Genomic DNA, 16,344 nt, shown 5'->3' with positions numbered 1-16,344 from the left:
TTCTCTCTCGTCAGTTGTGTTGTTGTGTCGACAGGAAGTTTTCATCCCTGCTGAAATGAAGTTACCTTTTATAAGTGGTCTATTTCAAAAATAGTCTACTTATTATGCTCTTGCTCATTACTTGCTCTTTCAGCCATTTCAATGGCACGCTTCACCATGTTACCGGCATCTCGAGCTTTTATGCCGCCCCAACCTTCTCGTTGCACAACATCATAAAATCCAAGTTCTTTAGCGATCTCTTCTTTTAAACGAGGTGACATGATACCTTTTCTAGGCATATAAACTCCTCCTTTAACAACTGACGAATTTAGTATGTCCCAGAAAACGCAAAACACTCATGCAGTTTTGAACATACATGAGCGTTTCAAAATATAGAAATAAGTACTAGAAACTATTTTGCGACAGCAGCCTTTGCTTCGTCTAAAAATGTAATCTCTACTGCTTCAGTTAAAATATCTGTGTAGCTATACGATACGCGCTTGCACGTATTGTCCTCTTGATCAAGCTCAACTACAAAAATAGCGCGATATGTCTCACGCAATACCCCTGCACACTCGACCGTTTTCTTGCGACCGCCGTTTGCTCTTAACTGCAAACGTTTACCCAAATGACAATCCAACGACTTTTTAATGTCCGCTAAAGTTTTTGGCATTTTCGCTTACACCTCACTACTACTTAGTATAAGCGATTCGCCCAAAAATGTCAACAAAATATAATATTTTATCAGCCTACAATAAATATTGTCAACTTATTTTTTATGAAAAAAATTATTTTTTTTACGTAAACTCAAAAAAATTAACAAAAAAGCTTTACTTTGCAAACGTTGGATATAGTGCATCTGCCAATTTCCCAAACTCTTGTATAGTAAGTGTTTCTCCTCGACGTGTTGGTTCAACATTTACTGCAGTTAAGGCCTCCATAATTTTCTCCTTATGTTCCTTTCCATTCGGTAAACTTGATTGCAAATTATTAAAAATCGTTTTTCGACGCTGTACGAACGACGCTCGAGTTACCACAAATAAGAAGTCCTCATCAATTACCTTTACCGGAGGCTCATCATGTTTAATAAGACGGATTACCGCAGAATCTACATTTGGCTGTGGCATGAAAACAGTCTTCGGTACTGTCATAGCTATATCAGCCTTTACATAGTATTGGATCGCAATTGATAAAGAACCGTACTCCTTCGTTCCAGGTTTAGCCGTAATACGTTCCGCTACCTCTTTTTGCATCATGACCACAAAGCCACGAATTGGCAAACGATCATTGAGCAATTTCATTAAAATCGGTGTCGTCACATAATAAGGTAAATTTGCTACAACCATTATATCTTCAATTCCCGGCATCTCTTCATTAATTACCTTCTCAACATCGGCCTTTAAAATATCTGAATGTACAATAGTAACATTGTTATATGGACTAAGTGTATCTTCTAATACAGGTAATAAGCGCTGATCAATTTCAAAAGATACAACCTTTTTGGCACTTCTTGCTAAATGCTCTGTTAATGCTCCAATGCCAGGACCAACTTCGATTGCACCACTATTCTCAGTTAAATTTGCATGGCTAACAATATTACGTAATATATTCGGATCTATTAAAAAATTTTGACCTAAACTTTTTTTAAATGAAAATCCATATTTCTTTAAAATCTCTTGTGTTCTAATTGGTGTTGCAATATCCTTATGCATTGTTTTCCTCCTGATCTAACTGTGCGACGGCCGCACCAAATTGCTTTTCTGTAATTTGAAACATTTTCAATCTTTTATGAAGCTGTTTACCGTTTGTTGCACCAATATTCAAAATCTCTCCAAGGCGATCACGACGATTTTTTGCCTGTTGATGGCCAATCAAACGTGCTGTCATTAAATCCTCCAGAGTAATATCATCGATGATGCACTCAACACTATTTGGGGTATAGACATGTCGTAATGCCTCTCGTATATCCTCATCTGCTGCATGCTCAATGCCTAGTCCTTTACCGTTTTTTGCAATTGTTTTAGCTTTTGGTAAAAAAGCGTGTTTCACTCCTTTTACACGCTCCTCGATAATGGCACGAATCCGACGACCTGGATAATCTGGATCAGTAAAAACAATAACGCCTCTTTTATCCTGTGCATGTTGAATTCGCTTGAGTGTCTCCTCTGAAATAGCCGATCCATTTGTTTCTATTGTATCTGCCTGTGTAGCCCGCTTAACAGCTGTTGTATCATCTTTTCCTTCAACAACAATAATTTCTTTTATTTGCAAAAAGGCTCCTCTTTTCTACCTTATCTTCAGACCATTTTACAACTGCACTGTACGATTGTACAGAAATACACGGTCGTTCACCTTCTTATATAATACTCTTTACTTGAATTGAGTATTGTTGTTCATCAATTTCGCGCAGACTTATTGCCTCTGTCGCTACTGCTTACCTTATGTAAATTTAATTTAGTTACGATTCATTCTCTAGAACATAAAAATGACTAAAAAAAGATAAAAAAGCTTTCCTGCCAGTCAAAACAGGAAAGCTACTAATTAGCGAAAAAACATATTGATTAATTTTACAATTTTTTTAATTTAATACTTTTATACGCACTTTCCTAACTCCCCAATTGCTAGCTTGGGCTTCAGTTTGTACAAGTATGTCGATCTTATTACCTTTAATTGCACCACCAGTATCTCCTGCTATAGCCGTTCCATAGCCTTCAACCCAAACTTTTGAGCCCAGCTTAATAACAGATGGGTCTACTGCGATTACCTTCAATCCAGAGCTTGAGCGCAAATTAATGCCAGTGGCAGATGTACCCGAGCAACCATTACAATAAGGTGTATAGGCTGTTGCCGTTACATAAAATTCTTTACCGCTAGCTGGCTCTTTTGAACCACGTGATACAGTTGCAGCACTTGCTACTACAGATTTAGTACCTACTGCTACCACTTGTTTCTTTGGTTCTTTTACAACTTTTTCAGATTGTAGATTTTTTGCTACAACTTTGCCATTTTCCTTCACGACTTCATACGTTCGGGTAATTACGCCTTCCTGGCCAGCTGTTACAACTTTTTGTTTTCCCTTTTGTAATGAAGCATCCTGCTTCTTTTCAATTGCGAAATCTAAAGAGTCTTCCACTACATCGATAACCTTTTCTACGCGAACTACTGTGATTTTACTTCCCGGAGTGATTACGTCCTTCAGGTTATTCTCGACACGATCGAATTCATTTAGCTGAATTCCCTGTTGTTTTAAAAAGTTAGCGACCGTAGTCGAAGTGGACCATACTTGTCTTTTGTTTACACCATCGACAAGCGTTACTTGAAACGCTTTTTGAATATCAATTTTGTTATCTGCTCCTACTTCTGTATCTAGACCTCGTGCTAATGAGTCATGCTCTGATACTTCGATATTTGCTTCTTTCAAAATGTCTTTCACTTGTGTTTCAGTTGTCCAAACTTTTGACTGATTTCCATCAACTGAAATAGTTACTTCTTTTGCCTGTTCCCATGTAATTGCTAAACCATTTGCAATTTTGGTATTCAGAGAGGGTGATATTTTGTCATGCTCTGCTACGTCTATATTTTGATCTTGTAATAATTGTTCTACAGTTTTGGCATGTGTTACTACGTTGATTATTTCCCCGTTTGCATCAAGCGTTACGGTTTTTTTAGTAACTTGATAAAGTACAAATGAAATTACAGTTACAAACAGGACAAGTGAAATAATGCTTATCACTGTTTGCTTACTCCTCAATGATCCTAAGAACAAGTTTTTCATGGAATTATTTGACATGAAAAAACGCCTCCTTAATACAAAGTTGGATTATACGGACTAGTTTTGGCACTGTCAACCCGAATGTTTTGAAAAAGAAATTTGACCTTGCCTTTTCACCCAACCACAAACCCAGCATTGGAGGCGTCTCAGCTACTAAATGTCAATCCCAAAAAATTTTTTCGCATTTGCTGTTGTGACCTGTGCAACATCCTCAACGTTTAACCCTTTTAAACGAGCAATTTCTTCTGCAACTAATGGCACTAATGCTGGCTCATTACGCTTTCCTCGATATGGATGAGGCGCTAAATAAGGAGCATCTGTTTCAATCATCAAATGCTCTAACGATATTTCTGTCGCTACTTCCTTTGGCATACGTGCATTTTTAAATGTTACTGGCCCACCAAGACTAATCATAAAATTCATAGCAATACATTCACGTGCTGTTTCCACGCTACCACTATAACAATGCATCACGCCCCCCACAGATGCTGCATTTTCTTCACGTAAAATTTGTACAACATCTTTTGTTGCATCCCTGTTATGAATAATGATTGGTAAATTTAACTTTTGCGCTAAATGGATTTGCTTGCGGAAAAGTGCTTGTTGAACATCCTTTGGGGATTTATCCCAATAGTAGTCCAACCCAGTTTCACCAATACCAACTATTTTTGGATGTGCTGCTAATTCCTCAATCCAATTTAATTCCTCTTGCGTACAATCAATCGCATCTACTGGGTGCCACCCTATGACACCGTAAACAAAATCATATTGTTCAACCAATTGCATTGTTTTTTCAATGGTTTTACGGTCAAAACCAACAACAACCATTGTCTCTACTTTTGCTTCAAGAGCTCTATCAATAACCTCTTGTAAGTCTTCTTCATACTGATCAGCGTTTAAGTGTACATGTGTATCAATGAACATCGTCATTCTCCTAACATAGATTTTATTAAAAATTATTATTTCATATTTTGCGTAAGTATTACAATTTTGTTACAGACAATTTGGTATTATGACATTACCCGTAACCTTAGGCACCAAATTTGTTACTATATACCTAATGAAACTCACCATTTACTGCACATAAGTTATTTCAAGATAATAAAATACTCATTTTTTAAACAGATTTTAAAAGCCTGCTGAACTTTTTGCATTCAGCAGGCCTTCCTAAAATTTTTTACTTTACTTTCGCACCATTCTCTAGTTTTGGATCAACAGATGCTAATTTTAAAATTCCATCTTTTTCACCGGCTAGAATCATTCCTTGTGATAATTCGCCACGTAATTTAACTGGTTTTAAGTTAGTGACTACAATTACTTTTTGACCTATTAATTCATCTGGTGAATAGAACTTCGCAATGCCTGAAACTACTTGTCGTTGCTCATATCCAAGATTCACTTGAAGCTTTAATAATTTGTCTGCTTTCGGAATAGTTTCACATGCTGTTACAGTAGCTACACGTAAATCTACTTTCATAAAATCATCAATTGTAATTTCAGGGATTTCTGGAATTTCTACTGACTTTTGCTCATCTTTCGACTCTTCTTCTTGTGGAGTTTTCACTGAACCGCGCATTTCCTCACGAATATACGCAATTTCAACTTCACTCTCTAAACGAGGAAAAATAGGAATTCCTTTTTCTACCACTTTAATGTTTGCCGGAATAATATTGCCGAATGTTTCAATTGTTTCCCATGCTAAGAATTTGTCATCCAAGCCTAATTGTTCAAGAATTCGTTTAGGTGTAGATGTCATAAACGGTTGTAACATGACAGCAATTTGATGTAAGCTTTCCGCCAAATTTCGCATAACGGCGCCTAATTTTGGTTTATCCGATTCCTCTTTTGCTAGGACCCACGGTTGAGTTTCATCTATATATTTATTTGTTCTCGACACAAGTGTCCATAAGTCAGCTAATACGACACTAAATTGCATTTTTTCCATACTTTCTTCATATTTAATACGAACAGATTCAGCCTGCTCTTTCAAAGCTGCATCAAACTCTGTCGATTGAAGATTTTCAGCTGGAATAATGCCGTCGAAATATTTGTTTATCATTGATATTGTACGATTCAGTAAATTTCCTAAATCGTTTGCTAAGTCGAAGTTTGTACGTTCAACAAAAGATTCTGGCGAGAATACACCATCAGAGCCAAATGGTAGCTCACGCAATAGGAAATATCGAGTCGCATCTAAGCCATAACGTTCTATTAGCATTTCAGGATAGATAACATTGCCCTTTGATTTCGACATTTTACCGTCCTTCATCATTATGAAACCATGTGCAAACACTTTTTTAGGAAGTGGTAAATCTAGTGCCATTAAGAAAATTGGCCAATAAATAGTATGGAAGCGAACGATATCTTTTCCAACCACATGTACGTCTGCCGGCCAATATTTATTGAATAGTGTTTCATCCTCTGATAGATAGCCTAATGATGTAATATAGTTAGTTAAGGCATCTACCCACACATAAATCACATGTTTAGGGTCTCCTGGAACTTTAATTCCCCAATCAAATGATGTTCTTGAAACAGATAGATCTTCTAGTCCTGGCTTAATAAAGTTGTTAATCATTTCATTTTTTCGAGATTCCGGCTCAATGAAGTCAAGGTTTTCTTCATAATAAGCTAATAGACGATCTGCGTATTTCTTCATATTAAAGAAGTATGATTCTTCTTTAACTTTGTGTACCGGACGACCACAGTCTGGACAGTTACCATCTACTAATTGTGTTTCAGTAAAGAATGATTCACATGGTGTACAGTACGAACCTTCATACTCACCTTTATAAATATCATTATTGTCTAAAAACTTTTGGAAAATCTTTTCGACAGCTTTCGTATGACGCTCTTGCGTTGTTTGTATAAAGTCATCGTATGAAATATCCATTAATGCCCATAGTCTTTTCGCAGAATCCGCAATTTCATTCACATAATCTTGAGGATGTTTGCCCGCTTCCGCAGCTTTTTCTTGAATTTTTTGTCCATGCTCATCCATCCCAGTTAAAAAACGTACATCATAACCACGTAAACGTTTATAACGTGCAACCGTATCTGATGCTACAGTTGTATACGCTGTACCAATATGAAATTTTCCACTTGGGTAGTAAATAGGGGTTGTTATATAGAATGTTTTATTTTGTTCGTTCACAAGAACTGCCTCCATTGTTTCACAGTATACTATCTATTCTATCGAAGTACGAAATTCGTTTCAACTTCTTTCAGCGGGTGTCCCAACACCCGCTGAAAGAAGTTAAAGCCTCCGGAGGATATCACGGAATCGGAAAGGAGCTCTTTGTACAAGCACAAAGCCTATTCCAGACGCAATTATGCCGAGACATAATTGATTGAAAGTTTCTCGTACGCGAAAAATGTCGAATAATATAGCGAATCCATTTAATGTATTATATAAGAAGCTTTTTTACTATAAATAAAAATATATAATAAAAACCTTTTAAAAAAACCAAAATATCTGTTTTCTTCTCAAAAATTTTTTCAAAGCAATAATATTAGTGTATTAATTAATTGACGTTTATGGCATTACTTGGTATGATAACTATCAGACAAAGAAATTATGTCGAAATTTGACGAAACACCAATATATATTTAACATTAGGAGGAAAATAATTATGAAATCAACAGGAATCGTTCGTAAAGTCGATGAATTAGGTCGTGTAGTAATTCCAATCGAACTACGTCGTACATTAGGTATTGCAGAAAAAGACGCTTTAGAAATCTATGTGGATGATGACAAAATCATCTTAAAAAAATATATGCCTAACATGACATGTGCTGTAACTGGTGAAGTTTCTGATGATAACTTCCGTCTAGTTGGTGGCAAATTAATTTTAAGTCCTGAAGGCGCAGAAATGTTAGTGAAAGAAATTCAAACTAACTTAAAAAAATAATTTGTTATACACCTAAATTGAGAACAGCAATTTAGGTGTTTTGATTTTATAAAATATAATATAACCAATTATTAAGTCCCTTATAATGTCCATGTCAGACCTTTCATGATTAAGGGTACTATTTTTTACAATTATTATCAATTAAAATATTGGCTTATCACTATAACATGGGGTGATTTTCGTTCCTTAATCACTAATCCCCAAAGGGTCGACCAACCCCACTCCAATTAACTTATATAGGATGCGTTTTAACAAATGTCATACCGAACTGATGTTGATGATGTGCCACCTATTTGAATAGATATACAAAAAAGAGGTGCCGATATGAAGGCAACCTCTTTTTTACATTAACTATGATATTCATTATAGACGTCTCGCTTCGCTACTTGACGTAATTTTGCTACTTCCTTTATAGCTTCTTTCGATGTAACACCTGTATGATTAATAATATAATCGACATGATCAATAACAGACATGGTCATCCAATATGTTTCTTCATTATTTTCTTCCTCGGCATTTTCGTTTCCTTCAAGGACAATACAAAATTCCCCTCGGATTTCCTCTGTTTGTGACCATTCCACTGCTTCAGCTAATGTACCACGTAAAAACTCCTCGAATTTTTTTGTTAACTCACGAGCTAATACAATTCGACGATTCCCAAGAATAGCTTCCATATCTTTTAAGGTTTCCTTTAATCGATGAGGAGCCTCATAAAACAAAATGGTTTCCTGACGTTTTTTGAGTTGCTCTAATTGTTGTCGACGTTCCTTTTTTCCTCGGTTCAAAAATCCATAAAAGAAAAAGGGTTGTGGCGTTAACCCAGAAGCAATTAATGCTGATATTGCTGCATTGGGACCTGGCACTGGAACAACTGGGAAGTCTTGATCGATTGCTTTTTCTACTATATCTGCACCAGGATCAGAAATACAAGGTAAACCAGCATCACTAACTAACGCAACGGTTTTTCCTTCACGTAATAGGGCTAACAGCTTCTCTCCACCCACCGCTAAATTATGTTCATGATAGCTTATAAGTGGTGTTTCTATATTAAAGTAGTTGCATAACTTCTTTGTATTACGCGTATCCTCGGCTGCAATAATATCTGCTTCCTTTAAAATACGTAGTGCACGCACACTCATATCCTCTAGATTCCCAATAGGTGTTGCAACTAGATATAAACACCCTGTATGATCATGTATTGTACTTTTCTGAGATTTCATGACCCATCTCTCCCTATATATTTTATTTTTTGCGTTCGCGTTAGCTGTTTAAAAGCATATTCTGCTCGCATCGCCTCAGGTTTTGTATCGAATTCCTCTACATAAATACATTGCACTGGTCCTCGTGCTCTCGTATATTTTGCTCCTTTACCAGCATTGTGTACAGCGACACGCCTATCTACATTATTTGTATAGCCTGCGTATAAGGATTGATCGGCACATTCTAGCACATAAAAATAATGACTATTGTTCTTTTCCATAAAGGATTTCTCTCACTTCTGCTGTATATTCATTGTTAGCATCATAGACATACAGGGGAGGCAATATTTTCAAATCAGGTTTACCGTCCTTAATTCCTTCTATTAATAGTGTATTGGCTTCCTTACCTTCTTTTGGATAAATAAATTGCATTCGTTTAGGCTCTAAACGATTTGCCCGCATTGCCGTAACAATATCTAATAATCGACCAGGTCGATGAACAAAGGCTGCCTTTCCACCTTGCTTTAATAATTTGCTTGCTGATTGTATCGATTCCTCTAACGTTAAATATAGTTCATGACGTGCAATAGCGTAATGTTCACTTAGATTTTTATCACTAGCTTCATGTGCTAAAAAATATGGTGGATTACAGGTTACAGTATCATATTTTTCGATCCCAAGCTTCTTAGGAATTTCCTTCACATCACCAAGAACCATATCAATTTGCTCTTCTAACTTATTGTAACGGATACTTCGTTCAGCCATATCAAATAAGCGTGGTTGAATCTCTACTCCTGTAATATGTCCTTTTGTTCTGGCACTTAGAAAAAGCGGAATTACACCATTACCTGAACATAAATCAACAATTTTCCCTTTATGATATGGGACATTGACAAATTTCGAAAGTAGTACTGCATCTAATGAAAACGAAAAGACAGAGGGACTTTGAATAATACGTAAATTCTCAGCCAATAAATAGTCTAACCGTTCGTCATCCTTTAACCAATCTTCCATGTTTCTTCCTCCTACTATACAAAACAAAAGACTGACACCACCATAGTGGGAATCAGTCTTCTATTACACATTTTGTTTATTTAAAAATGATAGACAAAACAGACAGTCTTCGCCTTTCCTTGAACTTCCAAAATGAACATGACAAACATGGAAGCCTTCTTGGTATAGACGTGCTAGGTTATCATAGCCTTCGCCAATATCTAACGAATTCCCTTTCTTCTCAACAATAGCTTGTACAGTATTTTCATTAGAAAGTAGTTCTTCTAGACGTGTACGAAGGTGATGATTTTCTGTTTCGAGTGCCTTATGTTCTTCCATCATTAACGCTACAAATTGTTTCAATGCACCAAATTGCTCCTGCATTGCTTCGAGCTGTTGTTCGAACTCCATAACGGTATCTAAGAAATTACGGTCCTTCACCCAAGCCACCTCGTTCAATTCTCTATCTTATATAAGATTTTTTTCGTATGCTAGCAGTTCTTCTAGTGTATATTCGACTGTGCGCTCCTGCTCTTGTAAATATACTTGAATAAGTCTTTCCAGTACATTTAAACCTACAACTTTACCGCGGCCATCTGGTGTCATCGTCATTTCACCAATATCTGGCATACCTTCTTTTGCTTCCTCATATTCATCATTTTCATACTTCAAGCAGCACATTAAACGGCCGCAAAGACCTGAAATTTTGGATGGATTTAAAGATAAGTTTTGATCTTTAGCCATTTTAATAGAAACCGGCTCAAAATCGCCTAAAAAAGTTGAGCAGCAAAGCATTCGGCCACATGGACCAATACCACCTAACAACTTCGCCTCATCACGTACGCCAATTTGACGAAGTTCGATACGTGTTCTAAAAACGGAAGCTAAATCTTTTACTAAATCTCTGAAATCGACGCGTCCTTCAGCCGTAAAATAAAAGATAATTTTATTACGATCAAATGTATATTCAACATCTACGAGCTTCATTTCTAAACTATGCTCTATGATTTTTGTACTTGCTAATTCAAATGCGCGCTTTGATTCGGCAGCATTTTCTTCTACTTGAATACGATCACGTTCATCCGCTGGTCGTAGAACTTGCTTAAGTGGTAATACAACATCATTATCCCCAACAACCTTTTGAGGGACAACTACTTTACCATATTCCACACCGCGAGCTGTCTCTACAATGACATATTGACTGTCTTCTAGTAGATATGATGCTGGATCAAAATAATATATTTTACCCGCCTTTTTAAAGCGGATCCCCACTACATTATACAAATGTATATCCCTCCTGCAGATTTAGCATTAACTGCTCCATCATTAACGTCCTATTCATGTTACGCTGTAAAGATGCGCGTGCCTGTAAAATTGACTCCATTTGACTAGATAGACGTTCATAAGTCGAATGTAACGCAGCTTCTTTAAATGTTTGTAACATGTCTGGGTAAGTACAAGATGCTTCGGGATTAGCTTTTATTGACACTATATCACGGTAAGCAAATAGCAGTAAATCCAATGCCTGCTCCATCTCGCCTTTTTCTTTAAACAGCGGCAACCATTCTTCATGTACAACAAGCATTGCTTCATGTACATTCTGACGAATTGCCTCTACTAATTTTAACACTGTTTTTCGAGCATGTGCAAACTGCTCATCATTTGCTAAAAATATCGCTGTTTCGAGCTCGTTCGTCATCATGCTCACTGTAGAAGCCATCGAATAAGAAATATTTTGATCTTGCAAATGCTTTAACAATATATGTCGAGGCATTTTTTGAAATTTAATATGCTGGCAGCGAGAGCGAATCGTTGGTAATATTGACTGCATTTGCTCCGTTAGTAAAATCGCAGTTACCTCACCATCTGGTTCCTCTAAAAATTTTAGTATCATGTTTGCAGATGCAATATTGAGACGATCTGCATGATGAAGTACATAAATCTTACGTCCCTCTTCAACGCCCATCATTTTCATCTCAGCAATTAATTCACGTATTTGATCAATTTTTATGAATTGACCCTCTGGATAAATTTGATGAATATTTGGATGATTGCCTGAATCGACACGTCTGCAATTTCGACATGTTTCACATGGAACATTTTGATTTGGTTGCTCACATAGCATTAATTTGACAAAAAACTGCATAATATCTACTTTGCCTGTCCCTTTTTCTCCATCAAAAATGTATGCATGCGCTAATCTATTTTTGTCAAAAATCGTTTGAAGCTGCTTCATTACGACTGGCTGTAGTGTGAATAGCTCTTCAACATTCTTGGCCATATATTTAAATTCCTTCCTATAACAATTGCTCACTTTTAGTACAGAAATATCTGCTTTTTAGTGTAGATAGATTAGTTACATATTAGTTTCATGTCATTCACAAGTAATTCCTTACCTAGTGTTGTAAAAATGACTGCTGAATAGATTTGAAAAAAGCCCGCGCCTACAAGAGAACAAGACACGGGTTTTACATATATAAATTAATTAATAGGCCTTTAATCTCACCGATTTTATCAAGAAGGTCAATTGCTTCTTTTTCTTCATCTAAAATATCTTGCGCAAGCTCCACAAGACGCGTATCAATGGTTTCAATAATTTTTAAGCGTCTTCCTTCACCAAAACGATTCCATGTATGTGATTGCTTTAACTCCATACCATGCTCTACTGTTTCTTGTAAAAATCGTTTAACAAGCATTTTAAAACGAGCAAGTTCTCGTAAATTACGTGATCTTGCAACACGGTCACCCGCGGTAGATATATCTCCTAGCAACCTTGTAAGTTGTTCAGTTTGCAGTTTGGTTCCTTGCTTGACGACCATATCTCCAAATCGGTTATTTTGATTATTGTTATGCAGTGGCTCTTTACGATTAGTATTTAACCCGACACGTATATCTTGATTGATCTTCAAGCTGTTTTCGCCCCCACTTGCTTTCTTTATCAAATACGGAAAAGCTAATTTATAATGTGTTTACGTTATATTTAACATGGCAATAATTTAAAAATGGTGAAACTGTTCAATTGGTAATACAAACACAGTTGCTCCCCCTACCTCCACCTCCACAGGATAAGGTATATAGGAATCTGCATTTCCACCTAATGGTGAAACAGGTGCAACCATTTGTTCTCGTGCTCGACAATTATCACGAATTATATCTAAAACTTTGGGTATGAGAGAGTCTTCCGTCCCAATAAGAAACGTCGTATTTCCTGAGCGTAAAAATCCTCCTGTGCTCGCTAACTTAGTTGCACGAAACTGATTTTTCGTTAAAGCATTCGATAAACGGCTGCTATCCTGATCTTGAACTACAGCTACGACTAACTTCATTCGCACTCACCCCTTTTATAAAATTCACCTAAATAAATTTTAACTACCTTTTTTAATACAGTAGCATCTACGGGAAATGTTTATCATATTTAATAAGCGTTATAGAGCCAAATCAAATATGCAACGGAGACTTTATCTTCAGTCAGTTGGTGTCCAAATATCGCCTGAATGAAGATAAAACAATAGATGTTACCATTATATCACAATGTGGTGAACAACTTCATGTTTTTACTGCATTACTTCATATAATAATGACCATACATCTTCAACTACACGATCAATATTTTGGTCTGCATTGACGACATATATACGCTTAGGATAACGCTCCACTAACTGTAAATACCCTTCCCGAACCTTCTTATGAAAAGCTAAACTTTCAACATCTAAACGATTTACTTCTCGCTCTCCGTGGGCATGAATCCGGGCTAAGCCAACCTCTGGAGCAAGATCAAATAATATTGTCATATCAGGTAACTTCTTACCGATTGCAAACTCATTAATAGATAATACTTCATCGACGCCAATACCGCGTGCATATCCTTGGTATGCTAAAGATGAATCAATAAAGCGATCACAAATAACCATTTTACCAGCATCCAAAGCAGGTCGTACTTTTTCAAAATAATGCTGACTTCTCGCCGCTGCATATAGTAATGCCTCTGTACGTTCATCCATGGCAGTATGAGCAGGGTCTAAAATAATCGTCCTAATTTTTTCAGCAATCTCAATACCACCAGGTTCTCTCGTTGCTAAAACATCAATATTTTCTTGTGCAAGTCGCTCAGCTATTTTTTGAATAACTGTTGTTTTTCCAGCACCTTCTGGACCTTCAAATGTAATAAATAAATTGCAATTCATGCTGTTATTGCCTCCAACTATTTAATGACCTCTATCATTTTTTCTTCTAAACGGTGATTTCCTTGAAACGTCGCACCAGTAGCTAGTAATTCCTCAAGTTGACTCAACTTTGCTACTGTTATTTTTTCGCCCGGAACAAGCAATGGAATACCAGGTGGATACGGAATAATCATACTTGCGGAGATACGCCCCATCGTACGCATATACGGCAACCATTCTTTTTCCGCTCCTTCAACTTCATCAAATGTATAAGCGGGTTCCGTAATAGCTACAAAATTGTAGGTTGTTTGAGAAGCAGTTATTATTTCTACCATTGGCGTGCTCAATAACAATGTTATTGCATCCTTAATACGGACACGAATTTCTGCAAATGGATAGCTATGACCCTGTTTCAACAACGGTAGCACAAGCAATACTTGATTTGCATCTGCTAGCTCTGCGTAAACATGCTTTGCTTCTAATGCCTCTTGTAATTGAAAGCCACTATAGCCATCAACGCGGAGTAATAATTTTATTGGATCATCTACTTCAATAACTTCCAAAGAACCAATAGCCCGTAATGCCTCTATCCATTGATTCCTTTTTTCTATTATATATGCACCGTCACTCTCCATATATGTCTGTACATAATAGCGTGCATCATCTAAAGAAGCTAATAAGAGATAGGATGGACTACTAGATTGTAGCATCCGTAAATAATGATTTACTTTGTCGACATTGATGAAGTCTGAATTGACATGCATAAAGGATGCCATTGTCATTGCAGGCAATGTTTTATGTGCTGACTGTACTACGATATCAGCACCATATGTCAATGATGACGGTTGGAATAAAGTACACGCACTAAAATGAGCTCCATGTGCTTCATCCACCAAAACAGGAATACCTTTTTCATGACAATACGCAATCTGCTGCTCTATTTCTTTAGATGTCACACCATAGTAAGTAGGGTATGTTAAAACTACTGCACGAGCCTCTGGGAAATAATCAACAGCTTCTTTTAAATCTCTATAAGAAACATGTGTTGCAGTTAATGTTCGTTCATCCCAAAGTGGCGAAACAAATACAGGCTTTGCTCCAACAAGCTCAATTGCATGAAAGATAGACTTATGTGCATTACGTTGGACAATAATTGTATCACCTTTTTTACATGTGGCATAAATCATGGCTAAATTACCAACTGTCGATCCACCTACTAAAAAGAAACTCTTCATCGCCCCATATGTATCTGCCAACAAGTTTTCTGCTTCTAATATCATTTCCTCTGGATGATGTAGGTCATCAAGACCCGATAATTCAGTTACATCATAGCGCATTACATCTTTAAATGCCTGAGGAAGATGTGACAGTTCTCCATGCTTATGCCCTGGTACATGAAAGGAAATATTTTGTTGTAGTCGAAAGCGCTCTAACCCTTCTACAATTGGCTTTTTCTTTTGCAAAACAAAACACCCATTTCCGTTATATTCTTATTTAATTATACGAAATTATAGCATGATAAAAAAGCTATCCTAGCAAATTGGGTAGCTCCGCTCTACAAAGATTATTCTTCAAATAACTATGCAAGTTATTCTCGTCTCCTCATTTATACTATTTAGTGGCCTTTGCCGCCATTTCTTGTACTAGATGTTCTACTAATTTAACTTGATCATTATTTGATTCCAAGCACTTGAAACAGCCTTTGAGATGAATAATACCGAAATCCCCTTGAAATACCCAAATTATATCTTGTACACTTGGAAATTCATGATGTAAATAACCCTGTATTAGAATAGCTCATTCCTCTTTATTTTCAATAAATTCCTGTAACCTTACTTTTTCAATTCAAATATCTTCACTATGTAACCCCTTTTTTGCTAATTTAAATCAATTAAATTGCAACATTTTTCAGGGTTTAGGTATTTGTCGAGCTCTTGAAAGCAAACAAAAAAGCCACTGATTTCTCAGTGGCTGCTGTTTGCCTAGCGACGTCCTACTCTCACAGGGGGAAGCCCCCAACTACCCTCGGCGCTAAAGAGCTTAACTTCCGTGTTCGGTATGGGAACGGGTGTGACCTCTTTGCCATCATCACTAGACTATTTTCGACCTCCAATACACGGCGTATTACTGCGTCAGCTTTTCTCGCTCAATCGGTCACGTACAGAGGTACGCTCCCTCATTCACTCGTTTGCTTCCTTGTACTACTCGTATCTTGAAACCCTTATATGAAAGGTTTTGTTCTTTCAAAACTGGATAAACGTGCATTGAATGTTTCAAACATTTTGGTTAAGTCCTCGATCGATTAGTATTCGTCAGCTCCATGTGTC

Annotated in this window: 18 protein-coding genes and 1 rRNA gene; 1 reads left to right on the top strand and 18 read right to left on the bottom strand. The window is 36.8% G+C overall.

Annotation, left to right across the window (positions count from 1 at the left end; genetic code table 11):
- Window positions 1-95: 95 nt before the first annotated feature.
- The 7 genes from BFJ97_RS21030 to metG all read right to left on the bottom strand — a co-directional run bounded on the left by BFJ97_RS21030 (window position 96) and on the right by metG (window position 6,920).
- A complete protein-coding gene (locus tag BFJ97_RS21030) occupies window positions 96-278 on the bottom strand; it encodes a small, acid-soluble spore protein, alpha/beta type (RefSeq protein WP_053485317.1) in 183 nt (60 codons plus the stop codon).
- Between the two features lie 113 nt (window positions 279-391).
- Window positions 392-652 (bottom strand): biofilm formation stimulator Veg, encoded by a 261-nt coding sequence (gene veg / locus BFJ97_RS21025; protein WP_053594102.1) that lies wholly within the window; start codon window positions 650-652, stop codon window positions 392-394.
- Window positions 653-809: 157 nt separating this feature from the next.
- On the bottom strand, window positions 810-1,691 hold the full coding sequence (gene rsmA, locus BFJ97_RS21020; RefSeq protein ID WP_068986582.1) for a 16S rRNA (adenine(1518)-N(6)/adenine(1519)-N(6))-dimethyltransferase RsmA: 882 nt from the start codon (window positions 1,689-1,691) through the stop codon (window positions 810-812).
- Window positions 1,684-2,250: a ribonuclease M5 gene (rnmV, locus tag BFJ97_RS21015; RefSeq protein ID WP_068986581.1), complete on the bottom strand. Its 567-nt coding sequence runs from the start codon at window positions 2,248-2,250 to the stop codon at window positions 1,684-1,686. Before rnmV ends, rsmA begins: the two co-directional genes overlap by 8 nt.
- Window positions 2,251-2,557: 307 nt before the next feature.
- Complete coding sequence (locus tag BFJ97_RS21010; RefSeq protein WP_068986580.1) at window positions 2,558-3,769, bottom strand: G5 and 3D domain-containing protein; 1,212 nt, start codon at window positions 3,767-3,769, stop codon at window positions 2,558-2,560.
- Between the two features lie 135 nt (window positions 3,770-3,904).
- A complete protein-coding gene (locus BFJ97_RS21005; RefSeq protein ID WP_068986579.1) occupies window positions 3,905-4,675 on the bottom strand; it encodes a TatD family hydrolase in 771 nt (256 codons plus the stop codon).
- A 253-nt stretch (window positions 4,676-4,928) separates the two neighbouring features.
- Entirely contained in the window at window positions 4,929-6,920 is a 1,992-nt protein-coding gene (gene metG, locus BFJ97_RS21000; RefSeq protein WP_439098006.1) for a methionine--tRNA ligase, read from the bottom strand.
- Between the two features lie 463 nt (window positions 6,921-7,383).
- Between metG and BFJ97_RS20995 the strand changes: the two genes are divergently transcribed.
- On the top strand, window positions 7,384-7,662 hold the full coding sequence (locus tag BFJ97_RS20995) for an AbrB/MazE/SpoVT family DNA-binding domain-containing protein (protein WP_068986577.1): 279 nt from the start codon (window positions 7,384-7,386) through the stop codon (window positions 7,660-7,662).
- A gap of 347 nt (window positions 7,663-8,009) precedes the next feature.
- Here the strand turns inward: BFJ97_RS20995 and rsmI are convergent, their stop codons facing one another.
- From rsmI to rrf, 11 genes are all read right to left on the bottom strand, one after another.
- On the bottom strand, window positions 8,010-8,882 hold the full coding sequence (rsmI, locus tag BFJ97_RS20990; RefSeq protein ID WP_068986576.1) for a 16S rRNA (cytidine(1402)-2'-O)-methyltransferase: 873 nt from the start codon (window positions 8,880-8,882) through the stop codon (window positions 8,010-8,012).
- Window positions 8,879-9,142: a GIY-YIG nuclease family protein gene (locus tag BFJ97_RS20985; RefSeq protein WP_068986575.1), complete on the bottom strand. Its 264-nt coding sequence runs from the start codon at window positions 9,140-9,142 to the stop codon at window positions 8,879-8,881. The genes rsmI and BFJ97_RS20985 overlap by 4 nt, the downstream gene beginning before the upstream one ends.
- Window positions 9,126-9,875, bottom strand: coding sequence for a tRNA1(Val) (adenine(37)-N6)-methyltransferase (locus BFJ97_RS20980; RefSeq protein ID WP_068986574.1), 750 nt, complete (start codon window positions 9,873-9,875; stop codon window positions 9,126-9,128). Before BFJ97_RS20980 ends, BFJ97_RS20985 begins: the two co-directional genes overlap by 17 nt.
- A 63-nt stretch (window positions 9,876-9,938) precedes the next feature.
- The gene (gene yabA, locus BFJ97_RS20975) at window positions 9,939-10,295 is read right to left on the bottom strand and encodes a DNA replication initiation control protein YabA (protein ID WP_068986573.1); all 357 of its coding nucleotides are present in this window, start codon (window positions 10,293-10,295) and stop codon (window positions 9,939-9,941) included.
- Window positions 10,296-10,322: 27 nt separating this feature from the next.
- A complete protein-coding gene (locus BFJ97_RS20970) occupies window positions 10,323-11,138 on the bottom strand; it encodes a PSP1 domain-containing protein (protein WP_068986572.1) in 816 nt (271 codons plus the stop codon).
- Window positions 11,131-12,135: a DNA polymerase III subunit delta' gene (gene holB / locus BFJ97_RS20965; RefSeq protein ID WP_068986571.1), complete on the bottom strand. Its 1,005-nt coding sequence runs from the start codon at window positions 12,133-12,135 to the stop codon at window positions 11,131-11,133. The genes BFJ97_RS20970 and holB overlap by 8 nt, the downstream gene beginning before the upstream one ends.
- A gap of 187 nt (window positions 12,136-12,322) precedes the next feature.
- Complete coding sequence (locus BFJ97_RS20960) at window positions 12,323-12,763, bottom strand: YaaR family protein (RefSeq protein ID WP_068986570.1); 441 nt, start codon at window positions 12,761-12,763, stop codon at window positions 12,323-12,325.
- 87 nt (window positions 12,764-12,850) lie between these two features.
- Window positions 12,851-13,180: a cyclic-di-AMP receptor gene (locus BFJ97_RS20955; RefSeq protein ID WP_010857007.1), complete on the bottom strand. Its 330-nt coding sequence runs from the start codon at window positions 13,178-13,180 to the stop codon at window positions 12,851-12,853.
- Window positions 13,181-13,408: 228 nt separating this feature from the next.
- A complete protein-coding gene (tmk, locus tag BFJ97_RS20950; protein WP_068986569.1) occupies window positions 13,409-14,038 on the bottom strand; it encodes a dTMP kinase in 630 nt (209 codons plus the stop codon).
- Between the two features lie 17 nt (window positions 14,039-14,055).
- Window positions 14,056-15,480, bottom strand: coding sequence for an aminotransferase class I/II-fold pyridoxal phosphate-dependent enzyme (locus tag BFJ97_RS20945; protein ID WP_068986568.1), 1,425 nt, complete (start codon window positions 15,478-15,480; stop codon window positions 14,056-14,058).
- A 517-nt stretch (window positions 15,481-15,997) separates the two neighbouring features.
- Window positions 15,998-16,113 (bottom strand): 5S ribosomal RNA (gene rrf / locus BFJ97_RS20940).
- Window positions 16,114-16,344 lie beyond the last annotated feature (231 nt).

This window comes from Lysinibacillus xylanilyticus (assembly GCF_001708185.1).
GTDB lineage: Bacteria > Bacillota > Bacilli > Bacillales_A > Planococcaceae > Lysinibacillus > Lysinibacillus xylanilyticus_A.
Note: the sequence above shows the minus strand (reverse complement) of the source record. Positions and strands in the feature narration are given on the sequence as shown.